This is a genomic window from Neobacillus drentensis, from assembly GCF_036965645.1.
GTDB classification, from domain to species: Bacteria; Bacillota; Bacilli; order Bacillales; family Cytobacillaceae; genus Neobacillus; species Neobacillus drentensis_D.
The window spans coordinates 1-12,935 of record NZ_JBALPZ010000076.1 but is presented as its reverse complement, the minus strand read 5'-3'; the positions used below and the strand labels follow the sequence as shown (position 1 = coordinate 12,935).

14 protein-coding genes and 1 pseudogene are annotated in these 12,935 nt (G+C 36.6%); 7 read left to right on the top strand and 8 right to left on the bottom strand.

Annotated features, from left to right (window positions below; translation table 11 throughout):
* Positions 1-315, bottom strand: a 315-nt coding sequence (locus V7266_RS15150) for a potassium transporter TrkG (protein WP_335468757.1), incomplete at its 3' end; no start/stop codon positions are given.
* 268 nt (positions 316-583) lie between these two features.
* Between V7266_RS15150 and V7266_RS15145 the strand changes: the two genes are divergently transcribed.
* Positions 584-2,116 (top strand): MFS transporter, encoded by a 1,533-nt coding sequence (locus tag V7266_RS15145; RefSeq protein WP_335468756.1) that lies wholly within the window; start codon positions 584-586, stop codon positions 2,114-2,116.
* Between the two features lie 197 nt (positions 2,117-2,313).
* A complete protein-coding gene (locus V7266_RS15140) occupies positions 2,314-3,615 on the top strand; it encodes an MFS transporter (protein WP_335468754.1) in 1,302 nt (433 codons plus the stop codon).
* 43 nt (positions 3,616-3,658) lie between these two features.
* On the opposite strand, the gene V7266_RS15135 is transcribed toward V7266_RS15140, so the two are convergent.
* The 4 genes and pseudogenes from V7266_RS15135 to V7266_RS15120 form a co-directional block, all read right to left on the bottom strand.
* Complete coding sequence (locus tag V7266_RS15135) at positions 3,659-4,540, bottom strand: LysM peptidoglycan-binding domain-containing protein (protein WP_335468753.1); 882 nt, start codon at positions 4,538-4,540, stop codon at positions 3,659-3,661.
* A 199-nt stretch (positions 4,541-4,739) separates the two neighbouring features.
* Positions 4,740-6,635 (bottom strand): formate dehydrogenase subunit alpha, encoded by a 1,896-nt coding sequence (fdhF, locus tag V7266_RS30765; RefSeq protein WP_420491414.1) that lies wholly within the window; start codon positions 6,633-6,635, stop codon positions 4,740-4,742.
* A gap of 6 nt (positions 6,636-6,641) precedes the next feature.
* Positions 6,642-6,800: pseudogene (locus V7266_RS30760) on the bottom strand (hypothetical protein); the annotation flags it as partial.
* A gap of 205 nt (positions 6,801-7,005) precedes the next feature.
* On the bottom strand, positions 7,006-9,156 hold the full coding sequence (locus tag V7266_RS15120) for a PAS domain S-box protein (protein ID WP_335468752.1): 2,151 nt from the start codon (positions 9,154-9,156) through the stop codon (positions 7,006-7,008).
* 287 nt (positions 9,157-9,443) lie between these two features.
* Between V7266_RS15120 and yhfH the strand changes: the two genes are divergently transcribed.
* From yhfH to V7266_RS15105, 3 genes are all read left to right on the top strand, one after another.
* Positions 9,444-9,578 carry a protein YhfH gene (yhfH, locus tag V7266_RS15115; protein ID WP_235740038.1) on the top strand — a complete coding sequence of 45 codons (135 nt, stop codon included), beginning with the start codon at positions 9,444-9,446 and terminating at the stop codon, positions 9,576-9,578.
* A 127-nt stretch (positions 9,579-9,705) separates the two neighbouring features.
* Positions 9,706-9,891: a hypothetical protein gene (locus V7266_RS15110; RefSeq protein ID WP_335468750.1), complete on the top strand. Its 186-nt coding sequence runs from the start codon at positions 9,706-9,708 to the stop codon at positions 9,889-9,891.
* Between the two features lie 17 nt (positions 9,892-9,908).
* Entirely contained in the window at positions 9,909-10,160 is a 252-nt protein-coding gene (locus V7266_RS15105) for a transcriptional regulator SplA domain-containing protein (protein ID WP_335468749.1), read from the top strand.
* A gap of 46 nt (positions 10,161-10,206) precedes the next feature.
* On the opposite strand, the gene V7266_RS15100 is transcribed toward V7266_RS15105, so the two are convergent.
* Positions 10,207-10,443 carry a cold-inducible protein YdjO-related protein gene (locus tag V7266_RS15100; protein ID WP_335468747.1) on the bottom strand — a complete coding sequence of 79 codons (237 nt, stop codon included), beginning with the start codon at positions 10,441-10,443 and terminating at the stop codon, positions 10,207-10,209.
* A 40-nt stretch (positions 10,444-10,483) separates the two neighbouring features.
* On the opposite strand from V7266_RS15100, the gene V7266_RS15095 reads away from it, so the two are divergent.
* The gene (locus V7266_RS15095; protein ID WP_335468745.1) at positions 10,484-10,621 is read left to right on the top strand and encodes a hypothetical protein; all 138 of its coding nucleotides are present in this window, start codon (positions 10,484-10,486) and stop codon (positions 10,619-10,621) included.
* 165 nt (positions 10,622-10,786) lie between these two features.
* Here V7266_RS15095 and V7266_RS15090 read toward each other — a convergent pair whose 3' ends face one another.
* Together V7266_RS15090 and V7266_RS15085 are read right to left on the bottom strand one after the other, a co-directional pair.
* Positions 10,787-11,464 (bottom strand): LrgB family protein, encoded by a 678-nt coding sequence (locus tag V7266_RS15090; protein WP_335468743.1) that lies wholly within the window; start codon positions 11,462-11,464, stop codon positions 10,787-10,789.
* Positions 11,448-11,840 (bottom strand): CidA/LrgA family protein, encoded by a 393-nt coding sequence (locus V7266_RS15085; RefSeq protein WP_335468741.1) that lies wholly within the window; start codon positions 11,838-11,840, stop codon positions 11,448-11,450. The genes V7266_RS15090 and V7266_RS15085 overlap by 17 nt, the downstream gene beginning before the upstream one ends.
* Positions 11,841-11,997: 157 nt before the next feature.
* Here V7266_RS15085 and V7266_RS15080 point away from each other — a divergent pair, with 157 nt between their 5' ends.
* Complete coding sequence (locus V7266_RS15080; protein ID WP_335468740.1) at positions 11,998-12,600, top strand: SCO family protein; 603 nt, start codon at positions 11,998-12,000, stop codon at positions 12,598-12,600.
* The last annotated feature ends 335 nt before the right edge of the window (positions 12,601-12,935 follow it).

Sequence of the window (12,935 nt, the reverse complement as noted above, 5' to 3'; positions counted from 1 at the left end):
TTTTAGTGATATTTTTTTCCCTAATAAAAAAGCAAAAAAAGTTGCAAATGTCATAAATCCAAGTCCTCCAACTTGAATCAGCGACAAAATCACAATCTGACCAAATATAGTAAATGTTGTACCCGTATCTACTACTACCAGACCGGTTACGCATGTTGCTGAAGTAGCTGTAAAAAAAGCATTTAGAATGGACAGACCCTGTCCATTTGTAGTTGCAGCAGGAAGCGTTAATAAAATGGCTCCTATAATAATAATAGAAGCAAATCCAAAAACAAGAATCTTAGGAGGATCAAGAAAGTGTTTTTTTTGAGGCATAATATATCCTTCCTAACCGATGAATTTATTTTTGTCGACCATATTGATACTACATTTAAATTATGGTAATAGTAACATACCTATCACAGGAAAAATATACTACTCCGTTAAATATCTGTAAATATAATTTTCTGCAAGTGTCGAACCTCACTGTCATTTCTTTAATAGTTGTTTATAATACTTAGGAAAATCAAGAATTCACAAATAAAAATGTACTAATGGGTATGAAAAATATACAGGATAAAACGGTTTTAACTGGGGGATGAAAATGAAAAAGGCTACAGGACAATTATTTATTCAAACAAGTAGTTTAATTGCAGGGTTTATGGTTTGGGTAATTATTTCTTCACTAATGCCATTTATTAAAGAAGATATCCAGCTAACTTCAACTGAAGTTGCATGGGCAACTGCGATTCCCGTTATACTTGGATCACTGCTTAGGGTGCCTCTCGGCTATTGGACTAACAAATATGGTGCCAGAATTTTATTTAGCATAAGTTTTATCATCCTTCTGTTACCTATCATCATCATTAGCTTTTCTAACAACATGCTAATGTTAATCATGGGCGGATTTCTGCTAGGATTAGGCGGTGCCGTTTTTTCAGTTGGTGTTACTTCCCTGCCAAAATACTATGCTAAAACAAAACATGGATTGATTAACGGAATTTATGGTGCTGGAAATATCGGAACAGCGATTACCTCCTTTTTGGCTCCTGTTCTTGCCAATAGCTTTGGATGGAGAAATACTGTAAAATTCTTTTTAATTTTGGTACTTCTATTCGCCATCATAAACATTCTATTAGGTGATAAACAAGAACGTAAAATGAGCCATTCATTGACTGATCAATTAAAAGTAGTTTATAAAAATCCCAAACTGTGGGTATTAAGCTTATTCTATTTTGTTACATTTGGTTCTTTTATTGCTTTTACAATATATTTGCCATCCTTTTTAGTTAACCAATTTGAATTAGATAAAATAGATGCTGGAATAAGGACAGCTGGTTTTATTGCGCTTGCAACCCTATTCCGTCCAGTGGGTGGCTGGCTCGGTGATAAAATAAATCCCTTTTTCATTCTTCTGGCTGTTTTCTTTAGCTTGACTTTTGCTGGCTTTTTATTAGCATTTACTCCATCATTGCCAATTTACTCATTTGGGTGTTTGTTGGTAGCCTTCTTTGCTGGCCTTGGAAACGGGGTAATCTTTAAGTTGGTTCCCCTATACTTTTCCGCCCAAGCAGGAATTGTCAATGGTATTGTTTCAGCCATGGGAGGGCTGGGAGGATTTTTCCCTCCGCTTATTCTTACTATATTCTTTAATTGGACCGGGCACTATGCCATTGGGTTTATGTCGCTTTCTGAGTTTTCCCTAGCTTGTTTTGTAATCGTCATCTGGTTATTTTACCAAGAAAAATTTGAGCTTTCACAGAAAATTGTCAATCATGCCATTGATGGTATTTGTATAACTGACGTAAACGGAATTATTCAAAATGTGAACCCTGCCTTTTCAAGAATAACAGGTTATAACTTAAAAGAAGTAATTGGAAAAACTCCAAGTGTTCTTCAATCGGGGGAGCATAACAATCAATTTTATGAAGAAATGTGGAAAAGTTTAATTAAAAATGGGTATTGGGAGGGATTCATATGGAATAAGCGTAAAAATAATGAAATTTTCAAAGAATGGCTAACGATTAACGCCATTAAAGATGATGCCGGAGATATTAAAAACTATGTAGGCATGTTTTATGAAGTAAGAGAACCATCCAAAGAGAATGATAATTTTATCAGAAATCCTCAAACATGAGGGTTTCTTTTTTTTCGTCTATCTAATGACCAAGTAATTATTACAACTTTTTGTCTATTCGAACGTGTTCACATTTCCTTCACTACTTTTGTGACGTTCGTCACAAAAATGAGGTTAGCATGTAGCTTATAGTAGTAACACAAGCAGCACGTTGCTATGAAAATCAAATACACATTAACCATTTAGGGGGAAATCACATGGCCCGAATTAATTATTGGAATCCGGAAGATGAAAAGTTCTGGAAAGCTGAAGGAAAAAAACACGCTAATCGAAATTTATGGATCTCTGTACCATCTCTTATGCTGGCCTTTATTGTTTGGCAAATTTGGTCCGTTGTTGCGGTAAGACTCAACGACGTTGGCTTCCATTTTACAGAAGAACAATTATTAACACTTGCCGCGATCCCTGGACTTGTCGGTGCAACACTTCGGTTTGTATATACCTTTGCAGCAGGATTTTTTGGCGGAAAGAATTGGACTGTTATCTCTACTGCCATTCTTGCCATCCCGGCAATTGGAATAGGATTTGCTGTACAAAATCCAGACACACCATATTCTGTTATGTTATTACTTGCTGCACTTTGTGGTCTTGGTGGAGGAAACTTCTCTTCTTCATCTGCTAATATTAGCTTCTTCTTCCCGAAAAAGGAAAAAGGCACTGCTCTTGGTATCAACGGAGGCCTTGGCAATATGGGCGTCTCAGTAGTCCAATTTGTTACTCCATTAATTATTACTACCGGAACTTTTGCTTTCGTTGGCGGCAAACAAGTTTTAGCAACTGGTCAAAGCGTATGGTTACAAAATGCTGCGTTTATCTGGGTATTTCCAATTGCCATTATGACTATTCTCGCTATCTTTAAAATGGATAACGTCCCAGGTGCTAAACAATCAGTGTCCGATCAATTTGTTATTGTAAAACGTAAACACACATGGATTATGACTGTATTATATGTTGCCACATTTGGTTCATTCATTGGTTACTCTGCGGCATTCCCGCTTCTTTTAAGGTCACAATTTCCAGAGCACCTTTCACTTGCCTTTCTTGGAGCACTAGTAGCAGCAGCCGCTAGACCTGTAGGCGGCTGGATGGCTGATAAGCTTGGGGGAGCAAAAGTAACTGCGTATGTATTAGTTATAATGGGTATTGGTGCAGCTGGGGTCATATATTTCTTAAATGGAAAGCAATTTAATGGATTCTTGTTCTCATTCTTAATCCTTTTCCTAGCATCAGGAATTGGCTCTGGTTCAACATTCCAAATGATTCCAAACATTTTTATTCCAAAAGAAGCCGCACCTGTTATCGGGTTCTCAGCCGCATTCGCAGCTTATGGATCTTTCTTTATTCCTAAGCTTTTCGGATGGTCTATTAATTCAACAGGAACTTACGTAACTGCATTTTACTTCTTTATTGGTTTCTATATGATCTCCTTTGTACTAAACTGGTTCTTCTATCAAAGAAAAGCTGCAGTTACAAGTCCTGTAATAAAACAAGCGAGTTAAGCACACAAAAAAACTGCCTAATGCAATGCATAGGCAGTTTTTTTTAATCTATTATTTTAATTGTAATGTGTTTATTGCCCCACTCCATAGCCTTGTCCTCTGTTGGAATGAAAACATCGATTCTATTTCCTTTTATAGCACCGCCTGTATCTGCAGCAGTAGCCACTCCGTAACCTTCTACATATACTTTACTTCCTAGTGGAATAACTTTTGGGTCAACGGCAATCACTTTAGCATCAGGATTAGCTTTTAAATCTACACCAGTTGCTGTAGTTCCTGAACAACCTTCACATGAAGCTGTATAGGCTGTGGCTTTAACCGTAATTTCTTTGGTATTAGTCTCTTCACTGCTTTCCGGTTTAGCTGGTTGTGAAACCGCAATTGGCTTGGCAGGCTGTGTGACAGCCGCAGGCTTAGACGGCTGGGCAGCCGGAACTGGTTTCGGATTAGTGGTCTTAGCCGGTCCTGTTGCTGTTACGACAGATTTTACAACAGGTTTTTCTAAATTATTTGTTACTGTACTTTCCTCTTTATTAGCTGTTGCCTCAGCATTTTTAACACTTTCCGTTACTTCATCATAAATGATGAGATTTAAGCCCGGATGAATGAGGTCAGTATTTAATTTATTCCATTGTTTAATTTGGTTTACTTGTACTTGATATTTTAAGGCAATATCCCCTAATGTATCATCCTGTTGTACCGTATATTGTTTTTCCGTTGCTATCGTTAATACATCTCCTGGATGAATCAGGTCAGTAGAAAGGTTGTTCCAATTTTGGATTTTTTCTACAGATGTATTATGTACTTGAGATAAATCCCAAAGGGTATCCCCTTCTTGAACGGTTATTTCCTCCGCATGTACATTAGCCCCTACAGTCCCTGAGAGTGCAGCAACTGCTAGGAATGCTTTTATTTTTTTGATCATTTCTATATACCTCCCATGTTCTTTCGCTGCTAACTGTTCTCATCATAACATGTTTTTTTCCGAAAAAAAGAACAGTGGGATGTTAATTGGTTTACAAGAATGGCAATTATATTACAATAGCATTTCTAATAAACGGAATATTCTATTAATAAAATAAAAAAAAATAGTGCAGATATTTACTGCACTATTTTTTCATGACCTAAGGCATCTTGGATATAGCAACCGCACAGGCTTTGTATTCAGCTGTGCCTGAAATAGGATCATATTCATTCAAGGTTAAAACGTTAGTTGGTGTTTCACTCCAATGGAAACTCATAAATACAAGGCCTGGAACAACCTGTTCAGTTATTTTTGCCTTTACATGAAGCTCCCCGCGCCGAGAACGAATCTGTACCACCTCACCATCCTCTATTCCAAGTAAGTCCGCATCTTCAGGATGGATATCGACGGTCTCTTCTGTTTGTTTTATTTTAACACCTGCTGCATAGTACCTGGTCTGTGAATGGGTATTATATGATTCATATCGCCGGCCTGTTGTTAATGTAAAAGGATACTCGGAATCTGGCAATTCTAATGGTTCTGTATAGTCAACAGGAACGAATGGTGATTTATTTACATCAGCAGTAGGTCTATGAAACCTTTCATGCAAAATGAAAGTTCCAGGATGGTTCTCATCTGGACAAGGATAGTGAATACTATATATTTTTTCTAGACGTTCATAGGATATTCCTCTATACATCTCCCAAGCAAGTTTTCTTACCTCATTCCAGATTTCTTCACTATTTTGATAATGCATCGGGTAACCCATTAACGTGGCAAGATCAGAAAGAATTTCCCAATCCTCTTTAGTATTAGGGTGTGGGTCTACAGCCTTACGAACCCGCTGGATTCGACGATCTGTATTGGTATAGGTTCCATCCACCTCTCCCCAGGAACGGGCTGGAAGAACAATGTCGGCCATTTGGGCAGTTTCTGTTAAGAAAATATCCTGGACAATTAGTAAATCAAGTTTTTTAAATAAAGTTTTCGTATGATTCATATGAACATCAGCTAAAAGCGGATTCTCGCCAATGACGTAAAGAGCTTTTAACTCACCCATTTCTATTCGGTCGAAGGTTCGTGTTTGGGTATCACCTGGATGTGGGTTCAATTTCACCCCCCACTCCTTTTCATATCGGGCCCGAAACTCATCATTCGCTAAACTCATCGCACCTGCAAGTTGATTAGGAAGACACCCCATGTCACCCGCCCCTTGGACATTATTCTGTCCTCTTAGCGGCATAATCCCTGTTCCTGGTTTACCGATGTTCCCAGTTAATAGTGCTAAATTCGCGATATCAAATACATTATTTACACCACAATGGTGCTCTGTAATACCAAGTGTATAGGCGATCATCGAACCGCTAAACGACGCATACTCTCTGGCGGTTGATACGATATCTTCAGCGGATAGACCTGTAATCCTAGCGGCGTACTCAGGTGTATAAGGTTCTACCTGTTTTTCTAACCGATCAAAATCGATCGTAAATTTATTAATAAACTCTGTATTATGTAGGCCTTCTTTTAAAATTACTCGTATAAAAGCATTAATAAGAGCTATATCTGTGCCAACATTAATCTGTAAATGCCGGTGAGAACCTTTAACCATATCAATTCTCCGGGGATCAATTACAATGATTTTTAATCCGGACTTTACAGCCTTTTTTATGCGGTTGGCAATAATAGGATGAGCTTCGGTTGTATTAGAACCCATTAGAAGCAGTACTTCTGCCTTGTCAAAATCTTCAAGCGTATTGGTTGGGGAACCGCTTCCAAAAATAGTTGCCAGACCGGCAACACTCGGAGCGTGTCACGTTCGATTACAGCCATCAATATTGTTGCTGTTGATAACAGTGCGCATAAATTTTTGCGTTACATAATTAGATTCATTTGTACTGCGTGCGCATGCAAACATACTAATGGCATTAGGCCCCCAATTTGTTTTTATCTCCGATAATTTGCTCGCAATAAACTGATAAGCCTCTTCCCAGGTAGTTTCTATTAATTCTCCTGCTTTCCGAATAAGCGGTGAAGATAGCCGGCTTTTGGCATGCACATATTCATACGCAAATGCTCCTTTTATACATGTTTGTCCTTTATTAACCGGTGCTTCCTTATCTCCGCGGATTTTCATGATTTTGTTATCCGCCACTTCTAAGACAAGACCGCAGCCAGTTCCACAGTAACCACAAATGGTTTTAACCAATTTTGTATCAGTCACCTAAACCCCTCCCCCAATCAAACATTCAACCTATATATTCATCATAATCGATTTCCTATTTTTTAGATTCTAAATTATTAAAAATTTTAAGAACTTTTTCCTAAATTAAATCTGTCTGTTGATTTCCGCTTCAATCAACTGAGTATAAAACAACAATGTTGATTAATAGATCCTAAAATAAAAAAACGAGAGTTTTCCTCTCGTTTTAAGCAATCTTAGCAGGTAGTAGGATATTAAACGTTGTTCCCTTATTGGGTTCACTTTCAACAAACACTTTGCCATTATGACTTTCAATTATTTTAAAGCTTACCATTAAACCTAAGCCGTTCCCGTTTTTCTTCGTTGTGAAAAATGGTTCGCCCAGCTTCTTAAGTTTTTCCTTTGAAATTCCAACTCCGGAATCCTGGATCGAGATTTGGACATTATTATCATAAATAACTGTTTTTACATGTAAATCTCCGCCATTTGGCATGGCTTCAATTCCGTTTTTAATAAAGTTTAGAAAAACCTGCTTTAACCGATTTTCATCACACTCAATTTGAATAATTTCCTGATTACAGTCAAATGACAAGCGGACATTTTTTTTTCTTGCTTCAAATTCAAGTAAAGAAACAACATTTCGAATAACAGGGACAACATTCTTTTCCTCTAATTCAACCGCTTTTGGTTTTGCCAACACCATGAAATCCTCCACAATCGTATTAACCCGTTCTATCTCCTCTAGGATAATATTCAGAAATTCCATCCGTTCTGGGTCTTTTTCGTCTAACTGTAAGAATTCTGCATAACCTTTCATCGATGTTAGAGGATTACGAATTTCATGTGCAACCCCAGCTGCTAATTGTCCTACAGCAGCAAGTTTATCTTGACGATGAAGAACCTCTTCTGATTTCTTTCGTTCAGTGATGTCATTCCGGATGGCTAAATATTGATAAGGTTTTCCCTGTTCATTTAAAAACGGAACAATCGTCGTATCAACCCAATAATAGGTCCCATCTTTCGCTTTATTTCTTAATTCGCCCTTCCATACTTGACCAGAACCAATTGTTTTCCATAAGTTCTTAAAAAAATCCTTAGAGTGGTATCCTGAATTAAGAATACGATGATCCTGCCCAAGGATTTCTTCCCGATTGTACTTAGAAATTTCACAGAACTTTTCATTTACACTTGTGATTTTCCCTTTCTCATCAGTAAAGGCTACGATAGAAGATTGATCTAAGGCAAATTTAATGTCAACATTCTCTTTGATCATTTCTTTTAAATGTTCTTCTGCCTTTTTCCGGTTCGAGATATCAGACCTGATAGCAATGTATTGGACAGGCTTACCTTTTTTATTCAAAAAAGGTACGATGGTGGTATCCACCCAATAAAACGATCCATCCTTGGCTTTGTTTCGAATCTCACCGCGCCATATCTTTCCGGACTGTATGGTTTTCCATAAATTTTGAAAGAACTCTTTTGAATGATAGCCTGAATTAAGGATCCGATGATTTTTACCGATTATCTCTTCTTTTTTATAATTAGAGATTTCTTCGAATTTATCATTTACATACGTGATAATTCCCTTGTGATCAGTAATAGCAACAATTGTGGAAGCGTCAAGGGCTGCTTTGATATCCTTTAAGTTTGTATCCGTGGCAGCTAATTGCTTACTAATCAACATACTGGAAATGATCAGTCCGCCGATAATTAATACTGAAACAAATAATACTAGAAAAATAAAGAATGGGCTGTCCGCTTGATTGTCTGTTCCAACCACGTTAGTGGTAATTGCTGCTCTTTTTAAAAGAAAGTGCCCTTCCGCTATCGCTGTTGTCATGATAATAGCACTTATTGGTTTTAACCAAACTTGATTTCCTTGAGAATAACTCGAAGAAAAAAGAATCCAAAGAGAAAATAAAAAAGAACCAAAAATTAACATGCCTGAAAAAATCAAAAGACCAACATGGTAGTCTATTTTTACATTCATGGCATATAAACCAATAACCTGAATGGCAATTACAGCAAGGGTTAAAAATAAACTGCCAATAAGCAAATGATACATCGTAATGTTTTTTCCAAAAAACCAAATAAATGCCATTCCTGTAAATGCGATTCCGATAAAAATAGAAAGAATCGTCAGAGGTATATGGTAGCTGGTCAAGCGATTCGTGTCTGTCGAAATCAATGCCATAAAGTTCATTACCCATATCCCAATCCCCATGGATAAGGTCCCGCCTAGAAACAACAGTCGTTTAGTTTGATTTGAAGATCTTATTAAAGTAAACATATCTAGTGCTGTATATGATGCCATAATTGTTAAACCAATGGCAATAATAATAAAATATGGATGAAAAACCCCTAACACTGCACCCATAAACTTGCATCCCCCCGAAATCTAGGTATTTCTACTATGATTGTAAAGGATATTAAAAAGCTATGGAAGTAATATTTTTGACACATACCTTTATTTTAACCCCGTCTATCTTCCTCATTAGAATGAAACTAAATATATCCTTAAATAGATTTTTGGGACAAAAGTCTTATTTTTTTAAAAACAACAAATTTCTCAAAAAAAGTCTACACAAAAAGTTGTTTTTTGTTTATACTGTACTATAACAAGTCGATAATTAATAAACTGTATTAACAAAGGAGGAGTTTTACATGTTAATAAGTCCAGTTGAATTTTTCCGCAGCCTACCGAAAAAGGAATGCCCTGAGTGTGGTCAACATATGGAGGAACAGGCTGAAAGCTACTTAATGGAATGTGATCACTGTTTATCAAAAAGAGAAGAATAGGAAAACAGCTCTCCATGCTAATGGAGAGTTTTTTATTTTAAAGACAATAAATTCCGCTTGGTAAAAAAATAGGAAGGCATAAACCTATTTCTCTTTGTGAACCCTTTTATATAAGGAGATGATTTAATTGGCTAATAAGAAGGATTATTTGACACCTGCTGACGAAGAACCACAAGTAACGATTGAAAATGGCTCTATTTTGCCCAATAAAAAAAATACACCAGGAGATTCAGTCAACGAACATAAGTTACTTGAAGAAGCTAATATGATCATTACTGGGGATGAAATTCGCCAACAAAATGAAAATTTGTAAAGGATGGTTATTAAAATATGAGTATAATTGATTTAGAAAGCGCTAAACCTGGGGATGAAGTATATGTCATCTACCGTAACCCGCATGTCCCATCTGTAGCAAATGTTCAATCAGCCGAGATTGTACAGCACCCTAAAGATCCAAATGCTTTAGCTTTATTTCTTAATGAAACATTCCATGTTATTGAGGATGATGATGCCTTATTTACTTCCTCAGAATCTGCGCAAAGAGCATATAATGAACATTTCTTTGAATTTGGTGAAGAATAAAAGACTGTCATTACAGAGACAGTCTTTTTATCAATAACTCATTTATTTAGATTTTTGGAAGCTCTCTTATTTCTTGTAACATTTGGTTGCCGCACATTGGACAAAGCAGATCGTCTGCGACAAAATCCTTTCTCATCCAACCGATACAAGCATCATCGGAGCAAGAGTAAACCTCAGTGTCAACAAGTATGGTTTCGATCTCTTCTTCTTTAGCCCTTTTACCGTAAAAAATGGGAACCGCCTCCTTTTTTTTACTAGTATGCACAAAAATGTTACTTTTCATTTCCCCTAAAAATATCTTTAGACATTGGAGTGACTTTTTCATGTTATCTGGACAAAAGAGGTATACAAAAGTTGGGACGGATATTGAAGAAGTGAAACGATTAAATAATCAATCCGGCTTAAGTTATAATGAGGTAAAACTCCTTCTCGCCCAACAATATGCAAACAAAAAAAAATAGGCTTTTCTATTTAAAGGATTGGCTGTGTTAAACCTGGATGTTGATTTCCACTCCAGTCGCTCCAATCAACATCGTGATCAACAATAACCTTTAACGCAACCAAAGGAATAAAAGAAACAGGATGTTACCAAATGGGTGATTTACCTAGTTTGGAGACATCCTATTTTAGATAATGTAATTAATGATATATGGAACAATAAACGAAGTGAAGACTGCCGCAATTCCCATAGCAGCACCCGAAACAGCCCCCTGGATTTCTCCTTCTTTAACAGCCTCAGCGGTGCCTATCCCATGGGCAATCGTCCCTATTGCCAAACCTCGGGCAAAAGGATGGTCTATCTTAAACCAATTCAATAATCTAGCCCCAAACATAGCCCCTATCATCCCTGTAATAATAACATAAGCCGCAATAAGAGAGATATTCCCATGGATAATCCCTCCAATTCCAGTTGCAACCGGGACTGTAACGGACTTTACCGTTAATCCAAGGAGATAAAATTTTGAAAGATGTAGTCCCTTAGCCATAATAATAGCTGCTGCAATCGTAGAAATACTTCCTATCAATAGACCGGATACAGCTGCCCCTATGTATTTAATAAATAAATCTCGATTCTTATAAATCGGGACTGCTAAGGAGACCGTTGCTGGTCCGAGCAGGTAGGTCATAGCCGTTTTGGCCGGTTTATATTCTTGATACGATATATTAGAAACAAGCAAAATCATGATTACAATCATTGTGCTTAAGAAAACAGGACTCGTTAAGGGAGAAGGATATTTTTTTGACAGAAAACGAGCAAACCAATAGACACTAACTGTTAGTAGAATACTATAAAGCGTGATCATGATAATTTACTTTTTCCTTTTGGTTTTTCGAAATAACCGCTTGAGTTGTCTTACCTGCTGCTATGATTCCAATCAGAGCGCTGATAAAAAGGATAACAAGTAAAATCCAACCCCTGGACTTGATAATATCCCCTAATGTCATTAGTCCGACGGAAATCGGAATAAAAAAGAAACCCAGATGTTTCAGGAGCCAACCCGCCGCCCATTCAATTTGTTCCACCTTCATCAAACCTGTCCAGAGTAATAATAATAAAACAACAATCCCTATCACATTCCCTGGAATTTGAATGTTCAAGTACTTAGCTGTTAAGTTTCCAACTTGATAGATGACAATAAGAATTATCAGCTGAAACAAGAACTTGCCTGCCTTTTTCATCTAACCACCAACTTCCTAATCATGAAAAATCAGCTGTAAGAGACGTTATTATAATAAGTATAAAGGAATAGAGTTTAGGGTGCATCCACTTTTTTCACAAAATATCCATATCTTTTTTTTAGAAACTTATTTATCTTTATGGTAGGAGGGGATCTTTTTGAAAAGGGTTTATATTATCTGCAGCCTTGCTGTATTATTGGGGATTGCGGGAGGTATCTCGTTTTTTCTAATCCGTGACGCAAATGCTGCCATTCCAGCTAACACTACTTTCATTACTCAGAATGGGGAGACATTTAATTTTGGAAAGGATAAAACAAAGCTAAAACTAATTGAATTTATTTATACTCACTGTCCGGATGTATGTCCCACAACTACACAAAAAATGGTTGATTTAAAGAAAGATCTTTTGAAAAAGGGGATTTATGGAAAGGACATAGAATTTGTCACGATAACCATTGACCCATACCGAGATACAACTGCGATTTTACAAGAATATAAACAGGGATTTGGAATAAAGAATGACAACAACTGGTTATTTTTAACCGGTGAGAAACAACAAATAACTGAAAGTCAAAAACAACTTCATAAAATTACAGACGCTTTGCAATTTCAATACAAAGATCCTGGAAACGGCCAATTTATCCATTCTACCTTTACGTACCTTGTCGATGAAAATAATAAATTCATTGCCAAGTTCCCCATGGGTACTGAGTTTAATAAACAAGATGTTTACAACAAAATAATTGATAAAATAGAGTAATAAAAAAAGCGGTTAGTCCACAAGGATTAATCGCTTTTACTGTAAAAAATCTCATTCAAAGGATGAAGGATTTTATTTAATTTGCTGCAATGTTAATAGATAGGTTGACTTTGGTTTGGTCAGACTCGCTTTAATACCAGCTTTTTTTAATTTGTTAACGAGTTCAGTAAGCTGTTTTTTTGCCATACTTCTCACCCTCTTTAAACTTCTTAAACCAATTCTACAACAAAATTATGAATAAAGTGTGAAAATGGAAAAATTTTTTTAGAAAATTTTTCTTGTAATATAATTAAACATTAAACAATTCGCTCTTCCTCATGATTAATGTTATAATT

What these genes read in the sequence shown, in the direction of transcription:
- V7266_RS15145 (WP_335468756.1), top strand. Translation starts at nt 584, where the DNA reads ATGAAAAAGGCTACAGGACAATTATTTATTCAAACAAGTAGTTTAATT.
- V7266_RS15140 (WP_335468754.1), top strand. Translation starts at nt 2,314, where the DNA reads ATGGCCCGAATTAATTATTGGAATCCGGAAGATGAAAAGTTCTGGAAA.
- V7266_RS15135 (WP_335468753.1), bottom strand. Translation starts at nt 4,540, where the DNA reads ATGATCAAAAAAATAAAAGCATTCCTAGCAGTTGCTGCACTCTCAGGG.
- V7266_RS15120 (WP_335468752.1), bottom strand. Translation starts at nt 9,156, where the DNA reads ATGGGTGCAGTGTTAGGGGTTTTTCATCCATATTTTATTATTATTGCC.
- yhfH (WP_235740038.1), top strand. Translation starts at nt 9,444, where the DNA reads ATGTTAATAAGTCCAGTTGAATTTTTCCGCAGCCTACCGAAAAAGGAA.
- V7266_RS15105 (WP_335468749.1), top strand. Translation starts at nt 9,909, where the DNA reads ATGAGTATAATTGATTTAGAAAGCGCTAAACCTGGGGATGAAGTATAT.
- V7266_RS15100 (WP_335468747.1), bottom strand. Translation starts at nt 10,443, where the DNA reads ATGAAAAGTAACATTTTTGTGCATACTAGTAAAAAAAAGGAGGCGGTT.
- V7266_RS15095 (WP_335468745.1), top strand. Translation starts at nt 10,484, where the DNA reads ATGTTATCTGGACAAAAGAGGTATACAAAAGTTGGGACGGATATTGAA.
- V7266_RS15090 (WP_335468743.1), bottom strand. Translation starts at nt 11,464, where the DNA reads ATGATCACGCTTTATAGTATTCTACTAACAGTTAGTGTCTATTGGTTT.
- V7266_RS15085 (WP_335468741.1), bottom strand. Translation starts at nt 11,840, where the DNA reads ATGAAAAAGGCAGGCAAGTTCTTGTTTCAGCTGATAATTCTTATTGTC.